The organism is Candidatus Thiodiazotropha sp. AKAK2 (genome assembly GCF_058244685.1).
This window is the reverse complement of sequence record NZ_JBSYOP010000038.1, coordinates 162,614-182,989: the sequence shown is the minus strand read 5'-3', so window position 1 is coordinate 182,989 and position 20,376 is coordinate 162,614. Positions and strand designations below refer to the sequence as shown.

12 protein-coding genes are annotated in these 20,376 nt (G+C 52.9%); 8 read left to right on the top strand and 4 right to left on the bottom strand.

The window, feature by feature from the left end:
• Positions 1–190 precede the first annotated feature (190 nt).
• From AC4IE8_RS20865 to AC4IE8_RS20855, 3 genes are all read right to left on the bottom strand, one after another.
• Positions 191–5,128: a 2-oxoacid:acceptor oxidoreductase family protein gene (locus AC4IE8_RS20865; RefSeq protein WP_490791947.1), complete on the bottom strand. Its 4,938-nt coding sequence runs from the start codon at positions 5,126–5,128 to the stop codon at positions 191–193.
• A gap of 107 nt (positions 5,129–5,235) precedes the next feature.
• Positions 5,236–6,114: an RnfABCDGE type electron transport complex subunit B gene (locus AC4IE8_RS20860; RefSeq protein WP_490791946.1), complete on the bottom strand. Its 879-nt coding sequence runs from the start codon at positions 6,112–6,114 to the stop codon at positions 5,236–5,238.
• A 376-nt stretch (positions 6,115–6,490) separates the two neighbouring features.
• Entirely contained in the window at positions 6,491–7,060 is a 570-nt protein-coding gene (locus AC4IE8_RS20855; protein ID WP_490791945.1) for a transglycosylase SLT domain-containing protein, read from the bottom strand.
• Positions 7,061–7,299: 239 nt separating this feature from the next.
• Between AC4IE8_RS20855 and AC4IE8_RS20850 the strand changes: the two genes are divergently transcribed.
• The 4 genes from AC4IE8_RS20850 to AC4IE8_RS20835 all read left to right on the top strand — a co-directional run bounded on the left by AC4IE8_RS20850 (position 7,300) and on the right by AC4IE8_RS20835 (position 13,310).
• The gene (locus AC4IE8_RS20850) at positions 7,300–7,941 is read left to right on the top strand and encodes an adenylate kinase (RefSeq protein WP_068992346.1); all 642 of its coding nucleotides are present in this window, start codon (positions 7,300–7,302) and stop codon (positions 7,939–7,941) included.
• Between the two features lie 108 nt (positions 7,942–8,049).
• Positions 8,050–8,457 carry a hypothetical protein gene (locus tag AC4IE8_RS20845; protein WP_490791944.1) on the top strand — a complete coding sequence of 136 codons (408 nt, stop codon included), beginning with the start codon at positions 8,050–8,052 and terminating at the stop codon, positions 8,455–8,457.
• A gap of 169 nt (positions 8,458–8,626) precedes the next feature.
• Positions 8,627–10,018 (top strand): TIGR03013 family XrtA/PEP-CTERM system glycosyltransferase, encoded by a 1,392-nt coding sequence (locus AC4IE8_RS20840; RefSeq protein ID WP_490791943.1) that lies wholly within the window; start codon positions 8,627–8,629, stop codon positions 10,016–10,018.
• A gap of 286 nt (positions 10,019–10,304) precedes the next feature.
• Positions 10,305–13,310 carry a bacteriohemerythrin gene (locus tag AC4IE8_RS20835; protein ID WP_490791942.1) on the top strand — a complete coding sequence of 1,002 codons (3,006 nt, stop codon included), beginning with the start codon at positions 10,305–10,307 and terminating at the stop codon, positions 13,308–13,310.
• Between the two features lie 56 nt (positions 13,311–13,366).
• Here the strand turns inward: AC4IE8_RS20835 and aceK are convergent, their stop codons facing one another.
• Positions 13,367–15,136, bottom strand: a complete 1,770-nt coding sequence (gene aceK, locus AC4IE8_RS20830; RefSeq protein WP_068992334.1) for a bifunctional isocitrate dehydrogenase kinase/phosphatase — start codon at positions 15,134–15,136, stop codon at positions 13,367–13,369.
• 260 nt (positions 15,137–15,396) lie between these two features.
• Here aceK and aceB point away from each other — a divergent pair, with 260 nt between their 5' ends.
• The 4 genes from aceB to AC4IE8_RS20810 all read left to right on the top strand — a co-directional run bounded on the left by aceB (position 15,397) and on the right by AC4IE8_RS20810 (position 20,260).
• Entirely contained in the window at positions 15,397–17,010 is a 1,614-nt protein-coding gene (aceB, locus tag AC4IE8_RS20825) for a malate synthase A (RefSeq protein ID WP_068992333.1), read from the top strand.
• A gap of 55 nt (positions 17,011–17,065) precedes the next feature.
• Positions 17,066–18,388: an isocitrate lyase gene (gene aceA, locus AC4IE8_RS20820; RefSeq protein WP_068992331.1), complete on the top strand. Its 1,323-nt coding sequence runs from the start codon at positions 17,066–17,068 to the stop codon at positions 18,386–18,388.
• Positions 18,389–18,590: 202 nt separating this feature from the next.
• Positions 18,591–19,085, top strand: a complete 495-nt coding sequence (gene rraA, locus AC4IE8_RS20815; RefSeq protein WP_068992328.1) for a ribonuclease E activity regulator RraA — start codon at positions 18,591–18,593, stop codon at positions 19,083–19,085.
• 119 nt (positions 19,086–19,204) lie between these two features.
• Entirely contained in the window at positions 19,205–20,260 is a 1,056-nt protein-coding gene (locus AC4IE8_RS20810) for a CNNM domain-containing protein (protein ID WP_068992326.1), read from the top strand.
• Positions 20,261–20,376: the final 116 nt, after the last annotated feature.

Sequence of the window (20,376 nt, the reverse complement as noted above, 5' to 3'; positions counted from 1 at the left end):
CTCGTTTAACCTTGAGTTCGCAATTGAACACGGTGTTGTGGGAAATCCATTATCGGGTTTGCCATAACAGTATCCTTGCGCCGAATAGTAGCGATCAATTGCGGAATCGAGATTTAACAGGCGGAGCCGAAGCTCCGCATACTGTTAGCCTTATCGACCATGCCGGCAGAGCCCCATGGTCGCCCTGAATTTACTGAAATTTCGCGGCCCGTTTGACAAACTTTTCCAGGTCTTTTTCAGTAGTGTTCCAGGGTGATCCCGGATGGATGCAGGCAGCCGTACACTTCTCGGCAGCCTTCACGATATCCTTGAACTTACCCCCCTTGGGATCGACGATAATCGCTTTCTTTTCGTCGTTGTAGGCGAAAATTTTCGGATTGATCTCGATACATTCGTCACAGGCGGTGCATTCCGGGGTTTCGATCCATACCGGTTCGTAATCCGCAGAATCTGCACCGTTACTTCCCGCCGGGGCAGCTGCCCCATTGCTGCCGTTGGCTGAGATGGAACCTGCCAGGGCGTCTGCATTGCCGCTGGCGGCCATCGACAGCAGAGTGGAGCTGAGGCGGTTGGCCATATCGACCTTGGCCTGATCGACCAGGGCATCCACATCCACTTTGTTCATCTCACCGGCGACACCCTTCAGCTGACGCCAGAACTGTCGGCGCTCTTGACAGGATTTGGCGATCTCCTGTGCACAGATGATACGCATAAGACGGTTCTTGCTGTCCACACCCCAGATGTAAGGGAATTTGCCTTCCCGATCATCTTCATCCATCTCCAGGAACTCATGCATGGCGACCATGTCATCGTTCCAGGTCTCTGGAGGCGCCGTGCGGAACTGCTTGCGGAAACGCCCTTCGGTGACGGCAAAGTCGGCGAAGGTCATGGGAACTTCCAATTTACACGCTTCACCTTTGTCGTCCAGGTAGTCGATGGTGTAGGTCGGCCAGTCATCGTCCAGTGAAGGATTGCCATCCAGATCGATACAATCCTCAATGGTCTCACCGGCATCCGGATCATATTTCATCAGCGGGTAGGCTCTCGATTCCACAGCCATTTTCGACTGTCTGAAAGCGATGTCGTCGCCAACTCCATGCTCCGGAGGACAGACCGCATAGATGTTGAACAGTGCCGGATGGCGGCTGTTCAGGCCATCGATGTAGCCTTCCAACAGGTGGGTGGTGTTACTGATGGTGCCCTGCAGGACGTAGGTTGTCCGATGGGCGATGCCGATCAGGGAGACCTCTTTACGAATCTCTTCCTTACCTTTCCAGGCCTTACCGTAGGGGCTCATATCCGCAACCTGGCCGATGTAGCCGGAGGTACAGGCCTGACCACCGGTGTTGGAGTAGACCTGGGTATCGAGTACCAGGACTTTCACCGGCATGCCGGAGGCGAGGGCACGGGAGAGGTTTTGGAAACCGATGTCATACATCGCGCCATCACCACCGACCGATACGACCGGTGGACAGAGCAGCCACTCCTCTTCGTTGAACTGCTTCCAGTTGAACTGCTGGAAGAAGGCGCCGTGCTCGACGGCATTGTACTTGCCCGCCAGTTCCAGTTCCGCTTTACGGATGGTGGCAAAGCCGTTCGCCATCTTACGCATGTGGCCTTCGAAAAGGCCCATGGCGACGGATGGGCTGTCCTGGAACAGGTGGCTGGCCCAGGGGAACGGATAGGGGTTGAAGGGGTAAGTGGAGCCCCATACAGAGGTACAACCGGTGGCGTTGACAATACCCATCTCCGCTCGACCGTTGTTGGTCTCACCTTCGGTGTAACGCCATTTCAGATCTCTCAGTTCATCCAGCAACCGGGTTGTGGACTGCAGCCACTCACGATCGATGACCGTCTTCTCGTGGTCGCTGTCCAGATTCTCGCTCAGTCCGGAGAGGGTCAGATCACTCTCTTCACTGCCGGACATCGCTTCCGAGATGGCTTTCGAGCTGCTCAGATCCACACCTTCGGCCAGTTTCAGTCGGATGTGTTGTTCCAGCTGTTCGATCAGTTTGTCGATCTTCTCGATCTGCTGTTTGACCCGCGGCTGCATCAGGGCAGTGACGGTTGAGGTGAACAGATGGATGATGGTCTTTTCACCACAACCCAGGCAGGCGCCGTCACCACAGGAGAGGGAGTTGTAGTTCTCCTTGTCCATCAGCAGGGTCTGCAGCGCACCCACTTTCTCATCCAGGTCGTCGATGCGGTTGAAGGAAGGATCACTGGTCGGCAGATCCAGCCAGAAATTCCAGTCGTCACGCATGCGCGCAATCGCGGCTTCGTCCTGATGGGTGGCGACCAATGCGTCGTCTTCACAGATGGTGACACACTCCATGCAGCCCTTACAGGTGTATGGGTTGACGGTAATGGAGAAGAGGCCACCACTGTTTTTGCTCTTCTTCTCCATATTGTTCCAGTAGGGTTTGGTCACGGAGAAGTCGAACTCACCCAATGCCTGCAGAAACAGACCGAACTCCTCTTCCAGGGCAGCCCGCGTATCCTCTTCAATCTCGGCGGCACCTATGGTCTCGAGTACGGCCTGATCCAGCACGCTGCGCACGTTGGCGGCTTCACCGGCCTCTTCGAGCAGTTCACGCAGACGTTTCTCCACGTTGCGGCTCTCTCTGCGCAGGTATTGGGTCGGACGGCCAGCGGTTTCGATGCGGTTGATCGCAGTGGCGAAAACATCGCTGACTTTGTTGACCAGGCCGGGGATCGCACTGTCGGGACAGATGGTGTAGCAGTCGCCACAGGCGGTGCAGTTTTCTGCGACCCATTTCGGGTAGTCGAAACGGATCTGGGTCATGTCACGGAAGACACCGGTGGAGGCCGGCATCAGCGACAGAGCCTGGTAGGGGTCGGCCAGATTCTCATTGCCCTTACCGGTGGCATAGAAGCTGCCGGTCTGTTCCCAGAAACGGTGTATATCGGAGATGCCGCCTTCCGCTTCAGGCAGCTGCTTGAGCATCACCGGCATGCCGATCTCTTTCTTCACCGGCAGCTGGGCACGGCTGCCAATGGTCTTGTTGGTGATCTCATGGATCTCATCGAAACCACGACGTACAACCCGCAGATTGTCTTCAACCACCCGGCGACCCTTGCTGCCGAACTTGGCTTCGAGCTGACTCTCGATGGCGCTGAAAAGTTTCTTCTCATCCAGCCCTGCCATCTCCATCAGCGGAGAGCCGGCAAAGAAGGCGCCCTGGAACGCGTTACCCTGCATACGCAGTTGCAATTCAGCGTCGGAGGCCTCCTCTTTGGCGATCTTGAAACCATCCACATAGAAGACATGGATCTCGTTGTCGATGACCTGCTGCTGCATCCAGCGGGGGAAGGATTCCCATACCTCATCCGCTGAACCCAGGTACGACTGGATGATCAGGGTGCCGCCCTGTTTCAGACCGGCCAGCGGGTTGGAGTGACCGAATACGTTCGGATCCGGGCTCAAGACCACATCCACATAGTGATACTCACAGTTCAGCGGAATCGGTGTCGGTGCCGCAGAGAGGTAGTAGGTGGTGGGCTGACCCTTCTTCTCGGAACCATATTTCGGATTCGCTTTGATCTCGTAACCGAGCAGATCATAGAGGGTCATGACCAGGTTCTTGCCGGTGGTGATGGCGCCCCAGCCACCGACCGAGTGCATTCTTACGGTAATCGAGCCTTCCGGCATCAGGTTCGGATTTTCGGAACCGCGCAGTGCCATATCACCGATGTTGGGATAGGCTTCAAGCAGTTTCTGGATATGGATCTCCTGCTTGGGCGTATCCGCATCGCGTACGAAATCGATCCCCAGGTAGAAGAACTTACGCTGACTGCCGTCAGGTAACATATTCTCAATGGCGGCAATCAAGGCCTCAGGCTGCAGGTCACGGGAACCCAGGCCGTAGGCGCCGGAATAGAGGTGAGGGGCGTCGGCGAAACTGCTGTAGCTGTCATACTTTTCATAGGGCTGTGCCAGTTTGCCCGCTTTTGCCTGACCGTTTTCGATACATTTCGAGACCACCGAGCGGAGTTCCCGCATCAGTGGCAGATCTTCAGCCAGGGGCTGGTCGGTACGTTCCAGTACACAGACGCCTTTTTTACCCTTCAGAATCTGCCCCAGGAGGTCACCCGGAAAGGGGCGGAACATGGTGATATCGACCACGCCGATCTTCAGTTTGCGGGTCTTTTCCAGATAGTCGGCCAAACCATGGGCCTGTACGATCATCGAGCCCATGCCGACGATCAGATAGTCTGCCTTTTCTGTGTTATAGCAGCCGATGCGCTCGTAACGGCGACCGGTCAGTTGGTAATACTCTTCCATCGCCTGATCCGCGATCTCCGGGATGTGCTGGAAGAAGTAGGGCCTTTGCGCAGCGGTGGTCTGCATATAGGCATCCTGGTTCTGTACCGAGCCTGAGAGCATGGGGTTGTCCACATCCCAGATGGCCGGTACCCGGCGACGGGTCTCACCGAACAGCAGCTTCTGTGCCGGGGTGGGGCATTCGATCTCATCCTCCGGAAGACCCAGATATTCGGCAATCAGCTCCCGTTCAGGCACCTGCAGCGGTTCGATAAGATGGGTGGTCAGAAAGCCGTCCTGAGCAACAGCCGCCGGAGTCAGAGACAGCTCAGCGATCTTGCGGCCGATCAGGTTCAGATCGGCGGCACCCTGGGCGTTGTTGGCGAATACCTGGAAAAAGCCGGTATCGTCAATACAGTGAAAATCGTCATGGCCGCAGTGTACGTTGAGCGAGGCTTTGGTGATTGCCCGGCAGCCGATATTCAGTACATAGGGGAGGCGCTTACCCACGGCCGCATAAAGGGATTCATGCATGAATGCGATGCCCTGGGCAGAGGAGAAGTTGGTGGCGCGCAAGCCGGTCATGGACATGCCGGCAGTAACCGCAGCGGCCGCATGCTCCGACTCCGGCTCGATAAAGATCAGTGACCGATCAGAAACATTGACATGCCCTTTGGCGGTCTCTTCGGCCCAATATTCACCCATCTGGGTTGATGGAGTGATGGGGTATGCACCAGCGGCATCAGAGGCTTCCCTCTCACACATGATGACTGCCCCGTTACCATCCATTGCCATACGGATGCCAGGGTATTTGAAGCTCTTCTCTTCTTTCTTACCGAACATGGAAACTTCTCTTTGCTAGGTTTGCAATTTACCTTCCACCACTCTCTCGATGCGTATCTCAAAGAGTGGAAACAGAAAGCATAGGCTTAAGGTTTTCACCGCCCACATCAGATAGGCAGTGCTTCTTTACGTACTATGCGCTTGGCTTGTTGTCCTTTGATGACTCCCAGGGTTTCATCAAGCCAAACAATTGCCCCGGTTGGGCAACGCTCAGTAGCAATAGGGGAGGCTAAACTAATCTTGTTATAGTCGATTACAGCCAAATTGTCTTGAATACTAATCAATCCTTCCGGTGAGTCCTTTACGCACCTTTCGCAGGCGGTGCAGGCGACTTCGCAATCATTCTCTGCGCTGTCACCATGTTCCAGGTTTTTACAGGCCACCCACAACCGATGAGCAGCATCCTGAATTGAGAACAGATCCTTGGGGCAGATATCGACACAATCGCCGCAAGCGGTGCATTTTGCGTTGTCCACGATGGGCAGTCCGTTGTGATCCATAGTGATTGCATCGAAGTCACACACCTCCGCGCAATCGGACAGACCGATACAGCCCCATGTACAGCTTTTCGGACCGCCGGAAACGACTGCGGCCGCGCGGCAGCTCTCCAAACCATTATATTGGGCGCGCATACGGGCGACATGATTGCCACCGGCGCACGCTAGACGAGCTACCCGTTTCACCACGTCGCCACTCTCCACGCCCAGGTAGTCGGCGATGTCCTCGATTGCCTCAGCGTTGCTGACGGTACATTGAGCGGGGGTAACCTCGCCGGAGATCAGCGCCTCGGCGAAGGGACGGCATCCGGCACTGCCACAGGCGCCACAGTTGGTGGCGGGCAGCATGCCTTCGAGATCATCGATTCGGGGGTCTTCAAAGACCCAGAGTTTTTTGTTGGCAAATACCAGCATGGAAGAGAGCAATAGGCCAAGAATGCCCATGAAGAGGATAGCGGTCGTGACGTTTAGTGCGATCTCAATATCCATTTCCAATACCCGATGTCATGCCTGTGAAACCTAACTGAAACCCTTTAGAAACCTTACATAGTTTAATGTTGGGGCTAGTATTGGTCTATGGAATGGGTTAAATAGAAAGTATTAATTTTTATAAATACTTCAATAGCATTGAAAAAACTAATGATCACATAAGTGCCCTGATTGATGCCAATCTCTACACTCAACTCTATACCCAAGGCATAGGATTTCAACCATGCTGGCCTATCAGAAAGAGTATCGGCGGTGTGGGCTGAAATTTAACCTAATAAAAGTGGTGGTATAGCAACAGCGATGTCCTTTTCAGCTAACCATACTTGTTGTTGGCCTGAGTGCGCTGGTGATTGGATCGGGGAGTGCTGTCGGTGACTCAAAAGGGCCACCATCCGGAGCCACTTTCCAGTCTGCTTCGGCAGCTGGCGATCTGTTGGCGGTAACGTTTTGCATTACTCTCCACCCGGCGCGCCACCTTGGTCAGCCAGGGTTTTTTCTTGAAGCTGTCTTTTGCGTAACCACCGTGCCCCTCATGGTAGGCCAGGTATTGCCGGTACGGGTCCCATTTCGAGATACCGAGTTTGCTGTGGGTCATTTTCACATACCAGCCGATGAAATCTACGGCATCCTCATAGTCATCCCGGTCTGCCCAGCGATTACCCGTCTTCTCCCGGTACCAGTCCCAGGTGGAGTCTTTAACCTGAGCATAACCGTAGGCGGAGGATTTACGAAACCAGGGAATAAACCAGAACAGCTTCTCCCTGGGCGGTTTGGCATCATGCCTGAACCTGGATTCCTGATGGATGAATGCCAGTTGTATATGAATGGGTACACCCCATTTTTCAAACGACGATTGGGAGGCTTCGTACCAGTCGCTCTTTTCCTCAAAGATCTGGCAGGCGTCAGCGGTATCTTTGGGGGGCGAGCTTGAGCAGCTGTTAAGCAATAAGAGTGAAGCTGAGAAAGCTACTGTAAGTTTTTCTTTTTGCTTGAAAATAACTTGGCACCTCAAGTTCTGCATGAGTTACCGGCCTATCCTGCAGGACTGCCGGGTTCTTGTCACGTATAATAGCGCCGGTTTTGACCATGGGCCGAGCGTTACTATCCCCATATCGGGTATTTTTGTGCCGGCCTTAACAACAAAAACACGATTTTAGAAAAACAACTTTCAGGAGCGATCATATTATGAAGCTGATACTTTTAGGTGCGCCCGGTGCGGGCAAGGGCACAGTTGCCAAGGAATTGACCAAGCTGGACGGTTCAGTTCAGATTTCTACCGGTGACATCTTACGTGGTGCGGTCCAGGCCGGTACAGAACTGGGCAAGCAGGCAGAGGCCTTCATGAAGGCGGGTGACTTGGTACCTGATGATCTGATCATGGGCATCATGGAGCAGCGTCTGCAGGAACCGGATTGTGAGAATGGCTTTCTGCTGGATGGCTTTCCCCGTACCATTCCTCAGGCAGAGGCCTTGGGTGAACTGCTTAAAAAGATCGATGTGGATCTCGATTTCGCCGTGGAGATCGATGTGCCCAGGGAGGTGATCCTGGATCGCCTGACCACCCGCAGAACCTGCGAAGCCTGTGGCGCCATCTACAATGTCAAAAGCATGCCGACAAAAGTCGAGGGTGTCTGCGACAAATGTGGTGGAAAAGTCGTACAGCGCGATGACGAGACGGAAGAGGCGATCTCAAACCGTCTCGACGTCTATCAGGAAAAGACCGCACCGCTGGTCGGTTACTACAGCAATGAAAATATGCTGTTGACCGTCAGCGCCACCTCCAGTGAGGCAGTAGTGAATGCCATTCAGGAGAGGCTGAACGGCTGAATATGGCCTACGCGGTAACAGACAACCCGCTCTGTGCGGGTTGTCTGTTTGGCAGCGCTCAGCGTGATTCCCGGCTATTATCTTTTGATTACAATGAGGAGTGGTTCTATGCCCGAGTTTGGTAGTCCCTACATGCTCGAAGAGTATACCCTGGATGATCTGAAACAGAACCCGATTCTGGTCTGGGCAATGCATGATACAGACAGTGGAGAGAGACAGTTTCTCACACCTCTCCTCAATACCAGGAATCTCAGTCCTGATTTCAACCATGCCAAAATACTCCTCTCCGTGGTTGGCGAAGAGGTGTATGCCGAAGCCAGCTACAATGTGGAGGATCGTTCGATCTACTCAATATTGATCTGGGACGGAGACAACTCAGTCGAAGCAGAAGACTGTGATCTGGAAGCTCCAATCACCTTGCAGGCAGTCCCTGAAATTGATGGTGAAGCCAATGTGGTATTCGTGCTCAACTCGAAGGAGGACTACTACGCCTACCGGGACGATACCGCTCGTTAGTAAAAATTCCACACAACAACAGCATTCTTGTACAGAAATTGTTATGCTTGTCGGATTAACAGGCCCTGGTCTGTCAACTCAAGGATATTGTAAAATTCGACGGATTGAATTTCTGATGTAAATTGGATGACGTCTGTTAGTACCATCGAGAGATAGCAATAGCTAAGCCATGATCAAGCTTTTTGGAATCTATATCTCTAAGGCCGTAGTACTGCTGGCCGTTGCTGAGGTCTTGATATTTTTCTCTTCGATGCATGGCGCCATTCTGCTATTCCATCAAATCGCCAACCAAACAATCTCCAGTTTGGAGGGCAACATACCAGTAATTTTCTCGCTGGTGATGTTCTCCGCAATGACCGCCCTGGGCCTCTACCAGAAGGGGTCGATGGCAACCTCATCGGGCTTCCTGCTACGGATTATCCTGGCCTTTCTAGTCGGTGGTGTGGCGATGCTGTTGTTACTAGTTGTTGCGCCCATATTCGTTGGTAATGGCCAATCGGTACTCAGTTATGGTTTGGCTCTGTCACTGCTCGGAATTCTGGTGGCGCGAACCATTTTCGTTCGTGTGACTTCCGATAAAATCCTGAAACGCCGGGTTCTGGTCCTGGGTGTGGGAATCAATGCGGATCGCATTGAGGAGTCGATGAGAGATAAAGATACACTGGGTATCGTGGTGGTGGCCTATGTGAATCTCGGTGACAGAATTGAACTGATCGATAAGGATCGGCAGATCGTCAAGGATCAGTCGCTGCTGGAGATATCCAACCGCCTGGCGGTGGATGAGATTGTGGTGGCTGTGGATGATCGACGCAAGAAACTGCCTAACCATGAGTTGCTTGAGTGTAAAATCAAAGGGATCAGAATACTCGATCTACTGACCTTCTTTGAAAAAGAGCTTTCGATCATCAATATCGATCTGCTCTATCCCAGCTGGATGCTCTATACCGATGGTTATCGGCAGCGGGCATTGAACCGGACGATTAAAAAAGCCTTTGATATGTCAGTAGGCATCATAATCTTTCTGTTTGCCGCGCCACTGATGGTTCTGGTTACCATCGCCAGTCTGATCGAATCCGGGGGCCGGGATCCGATTCTTTACAGTCAGGTTCGTGTAGGCAAAAACGGTAAGCTGTTCAAGGTCTATAAATTCCGCAGTATGCGCACCGATGCCGAGGCGGATGGTGTTGCCAGGTGGGCTACCAAAAATGACGCCCGTATCACCAAGCTGGGTGGTTTCCTGCGCAAGACCCGGCTGGATGAGTTACCGCAGATCTACAACATACTAAATGGGGATATGAGCCTGGTAGGACCACGACCGGAGCGGCCGGAGTTCGTCATGCAGCTGTCGAACGACATTCCCTACTATCCACAACGACATTGGGTCAAGCCCGGTCTGACCGGTTGGGCGCAGATGCTCTACCCCTATGGTGCATCTGAAGAGGATGCCAAGCGAAAGCTTGAATACGATCTCTACTACGTCAAAAATGCCAGCACCATGCTCGACTTCATCATCCTCTTGCAAACCATTGAGGTGGTATTGCTTGGCAAGGGTGCCCAGTAAGTTGCTCTAACCGGTCGCTTAGAAAGTCGTATTCCGTAGATCGTACAAATCCTTGATCGAATTGTGACTTGCTGGCAAGGGTAATCTACCCAAGCGGAACAACAACATATCGCATGCATCATCAACAATTCCCTTTGTTCCTTCGAAAATCATGTTATATCATCAACTGATGATATTGAGTTCCAGCGGAACAAAATTCATGTGGTGTAACAGCATTGGATCGCTGATTTTCGGGTGATATTTCACCCTTTATTCGAATAAAAAATGATTAAAGCGATCCTCTTCAATGAAACGTATCGACATCTTCCCCTGGGACGATAATTTCAACACCGGTCTTCCCACGGTCGATGAGCAGCATCGTCAATTGGTGCGGCTGTTGAACGAGCTGGCATCCCAGTTTGCATTCGAATCGGATCAGATCGACCTCAGCAAGGTATTTGATGGGCTGTTGGAGTACACGGTCTACCACTTCGAGACAGAAGAGGCCATCTGGCGTAAATATCTGCCGGATGAGTCATTGGAGGCGAGTCATCGGGATTCCCATCAGGCCTTTATCGATCAGTTGCAGGCGTTGATCAGTCAGACAGAGCAGGGATCCGAACATCAGACCGCTGAAAAGACCCTGGAATTTCTGGTTCGCTGGCTGGCTTCCCACATACTTGAGTCCGATCGACATCTCTCCTACATCATTTTAGGCCTGCGCCAGGGGCTTGCGCTGGAAGAGGCCAAGCAATATGCACTGAAAGAGATGAGCGGGTTTACCCGCAAGATGATCGATATCATCCTAGTCAGCTACGGGATTCTCTCCAGCAACACACTGCGACTGATGCAGGAGCTGGCGCAGCAGAAACAACTGGAGACAAAACTGCTGCGACAGAGCGGTTTTCTCAAAGTTCTGATACAGACCTTGCCCGATCTGATCTGGTTGAAAGATCCTGATGGGACCTATCTGGCCTGTAATCCTAGATTTGAGGGTTATTTGGGTGCCGTTGAGGATGAAATTCTGGGGAAATCAGATGTCGATTTCATGTCGGCGGATAAGGCGGCATCTTATCGAGAGCATGATCAGAAAGTTATTGAACAGGGTGGTCCGAAGGTCCATGAAGAGTGGGTCACTTTTGCAGATGGTCATCGTGAGCTGCTGGAGACCACCAAGACACCGATGTTTGACGAACAGGCGAGCCTGATCGGAATCCTGGGCATTGGGCACGATATTACAGAGCGTAGAAAGACCGAAGATCAATTGCGTCAGGCCGCCAGCGTTTTCGACTCAGCCCGTGAGGGCATCATGATAACCGATCCTGACGGCACCATTCTGGATGTCAACAGTGCGTTCAGTCGTATCACCGATTACAGCCGGAAGGAGGTGCTGGGGAAGAATCCCAGATTGCTGGCTTCCGGACGTCACGATAGCGCCTTCTACGCCGACATGTGGCAGGAATTGCTGAAGCACGGACATTGGTCGGGAGAGATCTGGAACCGGCGAAAAAGCGGTGAGGTCTACGCTGAAATGCTCACCGTCAGCAATGTCTATGACGAGCAGGGCAGTCTTAAATACTACGTGGGACTCTTCTCCGACATAACGCCGCTGAAAGAGCAGCAGAGGAAACTGGAACGTATCGCCCACTACGATGTGCTTACCGGGTTGCCGAACCGGGTTTTGCTGGCTGATCGACTCTATCAGGCGATGCTTCAGGCGCAGCGTCGCAACACACTGGTGGGTATCGTCTATCTGGATCTGGATGGTTTCAAGCAGATCAATGATGCGCATGGCCACGATGTGGGGGATCTGTTTCTGATTCAGCTTGCGGAGCGAATGAAGCATGCCTTACGCGAGGGCGATACCCTGTCACGCCTGGGAGGGGATGAGTTTGTCGCTGTGTTGATGGATCTTGCTGATCATGCCGCGAGCGTCAATATCATCGAGCGGCTGATGGCATCGGCAGCCGAACCGATACATACCAAAGGTATGGAGTTGAAAGTCTCGGCCAGCCTCGGTGTTACCTTTTTTCCTCAGGCAGAAGTGCTCGATGCGGATCAACTGCTGCGTCAGGCGGACCAGGCCATGTATCAGGCCAAGCAGGCGGGAAAGAATCGCTACCATATCTTCGATGCTGAACATGACCGGACGGTTCGTGGCTACCACGAAAGTCTGGAGCGGATCCGTATTGCCCTGAAAAGTGGTGAGATGGTGCTCCACTATCAACCCAAGGTGAATATGCAGAGTGGTGACATCTTGGGTATGGAGGCACTGATTCGTTGGCAGCATCCACAGCGAGGGTTGCTGTTACCCGGTGCTTTTATGTCTGTCATAGAGCAGCATCCGTTCTCTGTGCAGTTGGGTGAGTGGGTGCTGGATACCGCGCTCGGACAGATCGCAGAGTGGCGACGGGCCGGGGTGCCGTTGCAGATCAGTGTAAATATCGATGCGATGCATCTTCAGCAACCCAATTTTGTCACCCGCCTGCGTTATCTGCTGGCAAAGCATCCCAATGTAAAGCCTGGTGATCTGGAACTGGAGGTGCTCGAAACCAGTGCATTGGACGAGATCGATCAGGTCTCTGAAATCATTCGCGAGTGTCGGAATCTGGGGGTTGGCTTTGCCCTGGATGATTTTGGAACCGGTTACTCCTCACTGACCTATCTGAAGCGACTGCCCGCAGGGCTGCTCAAGATCGATCAGAGTTTTGTGCGGGACATGCTGGATGACCCGGATGATCTAGCGATACTGGAAGGGGTGCTCGGTTTGGCATCCGCGTTCAGTCGCAACGCCATTGCCGAGGGAGTTGAAACCCTGGCCCATGGTGAGATGCTGCTGAAACTGGGATGCCAGCTTGGGCAGGGGTATGCGATTGCCCGACCCATGCCATCCGAAGAGGTCCTGCCGTGGTTAAGTGATTGGCAGCCCGATCATCTTTGGAGCGAAACAGCCCGACTCAGCCGGGATGATCAACCGCTGCTGTTTGCTGCGGTTGAGCATCGGGCCTGGATTGCCCATCTGTTGCAATATATCCAGGGCGAGAAGATGGCCCCACCGGTGCTCGATAAACATCAGTGTCGATTTGGCCAATGGCTGGACGGGCAGGTCGATAGCCGATTGGCCGATTCTCCAATGTTACGGAAGATCAGCACTTTACATAATGCGATTCATGACTCTGCCGAGCAGCTTGTTAAGCATAAAAGCGGTATCGAGGTGAAGGATTTCTTTAGTGAAATCGAGATTTTTGAATCTCATCGTGATGAGTTGTTGCTGATGTTGAACGAACTGATGGAGCACTCCAGTCAGGATTAGCAACAGCACATTCTGAGACGCCTGGTTTCTCGGTCATCCTGACCCTTATCTTCGCTTCAAACCACAGCGGCCGCCGCTAACAGCTGAGCCGACACCTTGGCACTCTGGAGTTTGCGGGAAAATCTCAACTTCTGCGGATAGGGGAAGACATCCGCCTGTTGACCGGCTGCCAGGCTCTCCTGGGCATTCTGCCAGCTACTGATATCAAACAGATCCGGATGCAGTTCCATCAGCATTTTGCGGATTTTCGGATCGGTGCTGATGAAAGTGATGAACTCTTCCGGAAAGATGTCATTGGGATTGACACTATACCAGGGCTCATCTCTGAACAGATCGAGCGAGCTTCTTGGCGGCGGGATTCTGCGGAAGTTACATTCACTGAGATAACAGATCTCATCATAGTCGTAGAACACCACTTTACGCTGGTCGTTAACCCCAAAATTTTTGAACAACAGGTCACCGGGAAAGATGTTCACGCCCATCAGCTGTTTCAGCGCCAGCCCCCAGTCGCCGAGAATCTCACGCGCCATCTCGTCATCAGTCTCTTGCAGATAGAGATTGAGAGGTGTCATGCGGCGTTCGATATAGAGGTGCTTGATCACCAGTTTGTCATCGTCGATTTCGAGTTGATTGGCGATGGTGTTCTGCAGCTCCTGGAGTAGCTTTGGTTCAATCCGATCCAGCGGCAGTGCCACTTCGGCGAAATCGAGGGTGTCAGCCATACGTCCGATACGGTCATGTTTCTTGACCTGCAGATAACGCTCTTTGATCAGCTTGTGCGTAACCTCTTTCTGTGGTGGAAATTGGTCGCGTATCACTTTGAATACATAGGGAAAGGATGGCAGGGTAAACACCTGCATCACGAGCCCGGGTGTGCCAGCGGCAAGCACGAATTTATCCGTACTGTCGTCGAGATGGTTGAGCAGATCCCGATAGAACTCATTTTTCGCCTGTTTATGTAACCCAATGCTCATGTAGAGCTCAGACAGGGTTTTGTCGGGCATGATGCTTTTCAAAAAAGCGACTGTGGCGGTGGGGACCGGGGTCTTGGCCATGAAGTAGGCCCGGGCAAAGCTGAACAGGGCTTCCACATGTCGGCCGCGGATCAACAGGGCATCGACGAAGAGCCCACCCTCCTCATTGTTGATCAGTGGGATGATGAACGGACGGATTTTATCCCCATAGACCATTCTGCCGATCAGGTAGGCCGCCTTGTTGCGATAGAAAGGGGATTCCAGGATATCGAAGCGCAGATCTTTGGGCAGGCGATCGAATCCGGCCTGCTCAATCAGCGAGTCGGTCAGCAGTTTGCAGTCCCTGTCGATGTTCTCGTAGGGCAGGGAGAAGTAGAAGGCGGAGAGCATGTCCCAGATACAGCCCTGCAGATCCCCCTCATCCAGATGGAAAGACATGTAGACCTGATAGCGTTCGGAGAGGCCCTGACGATCCACCTGGGATTCGATGAAGATCTTGTCGTTATCGTAGTAACGCCTGTCAAAGAGCCTGCAAAACACTGAATTGTAAAAAGTTTCAGCCAGCTCAGGACGGCTGTGGGTACGCAGCAGTTTGCTGTAGATCTGTTTCACTTCCTGCCACAGCCTCTCATCCAGCACCTCAATATCGAAACTGGATTTGAGTCGTTCGATCGCCTCTTTGACTCGTAGATCATAGAAGTTGATGCGCTTTGCCGATGCCTCACGCACGGCCTGCCAGTCCGCATGTTCAAAGCGTTGGCGGGCCGCACTGCTGATCTCCTGAAAAAAGGAGAAGTGTCTCTCAAATCCAGTCAGGATCGAGCGGGCGATCTGTTGAGGCTGATTCTGCATTGTTTTGGTGCGTCGTTTTTCGTTGGGTCGTTATATCTGAGTGATTAAGTAAGGTTTAGCAGATTTTTATTGCAGTGCACTATTTTTTTTGTCAAAGCTAACTATTGAGATTTTTTTGAAAATAATGTTGACCTTTTCACTATGCTTTAACGCAGTGCACAAAAAATTGAACACGCCTCAGAGAATGGCAGTGTGATTTTTCAGCCGTTACGACCGCACCAACCAAGTGCGCGGCGAAGAATATGAGGAGATTGAAAATTATGTCGAGTACCACATCAAACCTCTGGCATCAGACACAAGAGGTCAGAATCACCGGCGAGATGAAGTCGGAGTATCAGGAGATACTGTCACCGGAGGCACTTCACTTCGTTGCTGAGCTGGAGCGTCTGTTTGGCGATACCAGACGTGAGCTGTTGAAGAGCCGTTCGCGACGCCAGCAACAGCTCAACCAGGGTCAACTGCCCGATTTTCTGGAAGGGACCAGCGGGATCCGGCAGTCTGAATGGAAGGTTCGCCCGGCACCAAAGGATCTGCAGGATCGACGGGTGGAGATTACCGGCCCGGTTGATCGCAAGATGTTGATCAACGCCCTGAACTCCGGGGCAAAGTGTTTTATGGCGGATCTTGAGGATGCCCACTCGCCTCACTGGAATACCACCGTGGAAGGGCAGATCAATCTGCGTGAGGCGGTAAACCGCACACTCAGTTTCACCAGTCCGGAAGGCAAGCAGTACCAACTGGATGATCAACTCGCCACCCTGATTGTGCGTCCCCGTGGCTGGCATCTGGAAGAGAAACACATGAGTGTGGATGGCCGCCGCATCAGTGGCGCCTTTTTCGATTTCGGGCTCTATCTGTTCCATAACGCCAAAACCCTGCTGGAGATGGGCAGTGGTCCCTATTTCTACCTGCCGAAGATGGAGAGTTACCTCGAGGCTCGCCTGTGGCGTGATGTCTTCGCCTGGGCGGAGCAGGAACTCGGTCTCGATCAGGGCACCATTCGCTGTACCGTACTGATCGAAACCATCACCGCTGTGTTCGAGATGGATGAGATCCTCTATGAGTTGAGAGACTACATCTGCGGTCTCAATTGTGGCCGCTGGGACTATATCTTCAGCTTCATCAAACGTTTTCACGCCCATCCGGAATTCGTCCTGCCGGACCGCAGCCAGGTCACCATGACTGTGCCTTTTCTCAGAGCCTATTCGAAGCTGCTGATCAATACCTGCCATCGTCGTGGCGCCCACGCGATGGGCGGTATGGCGGCACAGATCCCGATTCGCGACGATCCGCAAGCGGATGCGGCGGCCAAAGAGAAGGTCAGACAGGATAAGGAGCGGGAGGCCACAGACGGCCATGACGGTACCTGGGTAGCGCATCCCGGACTGGTGCCTGTGGCGATGGGGATTTTCAATCACCACATGCCTGAGGCCAATCAGCTCGATCGTTTCGACGAGTCGCTGTCAGTCAAGGCGGCCAATCTGCTGGCAGTGCCTGAAGGTGAAATCACCGAAGCCGGATTACGCAACAACGTCAGTGCCGCATTGCGCTATACCGCCGCTTGGATCGGTGGTCGTGGTGCTGTACCGATTCACCACCTGATGGAAGACGCCGCCACGGCTGAAATTGCCAGATCTCAGATTTGGCAGTGGATCCGCTATCCAAAAGGCGTTCTGAGTGATGGCCGCAAGGTTACCTATCAGTTTTTTGAGCAGGCCGTTAAAGACGAACTACATGAGATCAGGCAGGAGTTCGGAGAGCTGGCCTATGAGTCGGGCAATTTTGAGCAGGCAGCTGAGCTGTTGAAACAGATCGTTGCCAACGATGAGTTTGAGGAGTTCCTCACCTTACCGGCTTACGAGCAACTTACTTGATTGGTCGTAGCGATACCACCAAAACAATATCGAGACATGACTGGAGATGAGACAAATGACACGTAAAGAACAGATCGAAGCGTTGAACAAGGATTGGGCAGAAAATCCCCGTTGGACAGACGTCAAACGCGGTTACAGCGCTGAGGATGTAGTCCGCCTGCGCGGCTCGGTTCAACCCGAATACACCTATGCACGGAAAGGCGCCGAAAAACTCTGGGACCTGGTTCGCGGCGATGCCAAGAAAGGCTATGTGAACTGCATGGGCGCCATCACCGGTGGTCAGGCGATGCAGCAGGCGAAGGCCGGTATCGAGGCGATCTATCTGTCGGGCTGGCAGGTTGCCGCCGACGGTAATACTTCCGAAACCATGTATCCCGATCAGTCTCTCTACGCCTATGATTCGGTGCCGACCATGGTGCGTCGTATCAACAGTGCCTTCAAGCGTGCTGACGAGATCCAGTGGTCAAGAGATATCAATCCGGGTGATGAAGGTCATGTGGACTATTTTCTTCCCATCGTGGCCGATGCGGAAGCCGGTTTCGGTGGTGTACTCAACGCCTTCGAACTGATGAAAAACATGATCTCCGCCGGTGCTGCCGGAGTTCACTTTGAAGATCAGCTGGCAGCGGTGAAGAAGTGTGGTCACATGGGTGGCAAGGTGCTGGTGCCGACTCAGGAAGCGGTGCAGAAACTGATCGCCGCCCGTCTGGCAGCGGATGTGATGGATGTGCCCACCCTGGTACTGGCCAGAACCGATTCTGAGGCGGCCAATCTGTTGACCTCCGATGTAGACGCCAACGATCAGCCCTTCCTCACCGGTGAGCGTACTGCCGAGGGTTTCTACCGGGTCAAGAATGGTCTGGAACAGGCCATCTCCCGCGGAGTTGCCTATGCACCTTATGCGGATCTGGTGTGGTGTGAAACCGGTACACCGGATCTGGGCTTTGCCCGTGAATTTGCTCAGGCGGTACTGGCTGAAAATCCAAACAAGCTGCTGGCTTATAATTGCTCACCATCTTTCAACTGGAAGAAAAACCTGGACGATAGCACCATTGCGAAATTCCAGGATGAGCTTTCCGACATGGGTTACAAATACCAGTTCATTACCCTGGCGGGTATCCACAATATGTGGTTCAACATGTTCGACCTGGCCTATGACTATGCCCGCGGTGAAGGCATGAAGCACTATGTCGAGAAGGTTCAGGAGCCTGAATTCGAAGCCCGCGACAAAGGCTACACCTTTGTTTCTCACCAGCAGGAAGTCGGCGCCGGTTACTTCGACGATGTCACCACCGTGATTCAGGGTGGTGCCTCATCCGTGACCGCTTTGACCGGTTCCACTGAAGAAGAGCAATTCGACAGTGCGGCAAGCATGTAGTCTTCCCAGCGTGTGATCCAGCGCTGAATCATCCATTCAGCCGCTGCCTTCACACCGCTACCCAGTTTTCTGCCCTTCGGCCGTGCCTCCTGGCACGGCTTTTTTTTCTGTTCAGACAGGGGTGTTCGGGCTGGCGTTGTTGGACATGAGTAAGTGCTATAACTTGATATAACACAACAAAAAATCAGATTGGAGAGCGGAGATGACTACCACTGAAAGCACCCTGAAGACAGCTGATCTCTATGACATACATGAAGAGTCACTACAGATCTGCTATCCCGGATTTCGCCACTATGGAGGACAACATGCCTTCAGCGGTCCTATCGCAACCCTGAAATGCTTTGAAGACAACTCCCTGGTCCGGGAGCAGTTGGATCAGGCGGGGCAGGGAAGGGTGCTGGTGGTGGATGCCGGAGGCTCACTGCGTTGTGCTATGTTGGGAGACATCCTGGCTCAATTGGCGGTGGATAACGGATGGGCAGGGATCATTATGAATGGCTGCATTCGAGATGCGGCGGAAATCGGTGAGATGCCCCTGGGGGTTATGGCACTCGCCACCAATCCCCGTAAAAGTGTCAAAAAGGGTGTTGGAGAAGTGGGCGGTGAGGTCTATTTTGCGGGGGTAAGCTTCAAGCCCGGTGAGTGGCTCTATGCGGATGAAGACGGTATCGTGGTGCTTGACCATCAGGCGACTTGAGTCGGGTTTTTTAATCGTTAATCCATTCGGCCCGGATTTATTCATAAGTTGCCTAGTGAATTCCCCGTCGGATCACGGTATAACCTGCATTCAACATCCAACCAAACGATGGTGTCTGTATGGTTTTGCTGATTGTCTATGTCTCCATAGCCTTGGGTTTTTCCTTTCTCTGCTCGGTTGCCGAGGCGGTGATTCTGAGTGTCACACACCCTTATATTTCTGTGCTGGAGAAGGAGGGGCATAATGCCTCCTATCTACTGCGCAAGATGAAGCAGAACATCAATGATCCCTTGGCTGCGATACTGACCCTCAACACCACCGCCCATACCATCGGTGCCGCCGGTGCCGGTGCTCAGGCTGCGGTGGTATTCGGCAACGCCTATGTGGGGGTTGCCTCAGCGGTATTGACCCTGATGATTCTGATTTTCTCCGAGATCATTCCGAAGACTCTCGGTGCCCACTACTGGCGCCAACTGGCGCCGATTACCGCCTATGTGCTGCAATTCCTGATCTGGATACTCTATCCCTTCATCTGGATGTCCGCGATACTGACCAAGCTGCTTTCCGGTGGTCACAGCCATGGACAGTTCAGAAGGGATGAGTTTGCCGCCATGGCTCAGGCCGGTGCCGACGAGGGCAAACTGGAACAGCATGAATCCCTGATTCTGAAAAATCTGCTGCTGTTAAGGGAGACCCGGGTGAGTGATGTAATGACCCCGCGGACAGTGGTCTTTTCATTGGACGAGGATATGTCGGTCAGTGACTATCTTGAGCAGCACAACAGCAGCCGCTTCTCGCGGATTCCGGTCTACAAGGATAACCGTGACCATGTTACCGGGTTCGTGCTGCGCAGCGACCTGCTGCTTTCCCATGCCCGTGGCAATTCTGACAACCCGTTAACCGTCTATCGAAGAGAGATCACTGCCGTACCCAACAGCAGTTCCCTTCAGGCAAGCTTCGAAACCTTCATGGAGAAGCGCAGCCATATCATGCTGGTGGTGGATGAATATGGCAGTATGGAAGGTATTCTCACCTTGGAGGATATTGTCGAGACTCTACTTGGCATAGAGATCGTTGATGAAGGTGACAAGATCGAGGATATGCGCAAACTCGCCAGGCGGTTATGGAAGAAACGGGCATCGAATATGGGGATTGATATCGAAAATCAGGGTTAGTCAATCCCTGATCGATTCACAATTCATCTCGCTGATGGTTTAGCTCACTTTTTGTCAAACTGGTGAGTGCCCATGACTGTGCGAAATAAATTCAGGTGATTCAGATCTGCTGTTGC

What these genes read in the sequence shown, in the direction of transcription:
- aceB (WP_068992333.1), top strand. Translation starts at nt 15,397, where the DNA reads ATGTCGAGTACCACATCAAACCTCTGGCATCAGACACAAGAGGTCAGA.
- rraA (WP_068992328.1), top strand. Translation starts at nt 18,591, where the DNA reads ATGACTACCACTGAAAGCACCCTGAAGACAGCTGATCTCTATGACATA.
- aceK (WP_068992334.1), bottom strand. Translation starts at nt 15,136, where the DNA reads ATGCAGAATCAGCCTCAACAGATCGCCCGCTCGATCCTGACTGGATTT.
- AC4IE8_RS20860 (WP_490791946.1), bottom strand. Translation starts at nt 6,114, where the DNA reads ATGGATATTGAGATCGCACTAAACGTCACGACCGCTATCCTCTTCATG.
- aceA (WP_068992331.1), top strand. Translation starts at nt 17,066, where the DNA reads ATGACACGTAAAGAACAGATCGAAGCGTTGAACAAGGATTGGGCAGAA.
- AC4IE8_RS20850 (WP_068992346.1), top strand. Translation starts at nt 7,300, where the DNA reads ATGAAGCTGATACTTTTAGGTGCGCCCGGTGCGGGCAAGGGCACAGTT.
- AC4IE8_RS20840 (WP_490791943.1), top strand. Translation starts at nt 8,627, where the DNA reads ATGATCAAGCTTTTTGGAATCTATATCTCTAAGGCCGTAGTACTGCTG.
- AC4IE8_RS20835 (WP_490791942.1), top strand. Translation starts at nt 10,305, where the DNA reads ATGAAACGTATCGACATCTTCCCCTGGGACGATAATTTCAACACCGGT.
- AC4IE8_RS20865 (WP_490791947.1), bottom strand. Translation starts at nt 5,128, where the DNA reads ATGTTCGGTAAGAAAGAAGAGAAGAGCTTCAAATACCCTGGCATCCGT.
- AC4IE8_RS20810 (WP_068992326.1), top strand. Translation starts at nt 19,205, where the DNA reads ATGGTTTTGCTGATTGTCTATGTCTCCATAGCCTTGGGTTTTTCCTTT.
- AC4IE8_RS20845 (WP_490791944.1), top strand. Translation starts at nt 8,050, where the DNA reads ATGCCCGAGTTTGGTAGTCCCTACATGCTCGAAGAGTATACCCTGGAT.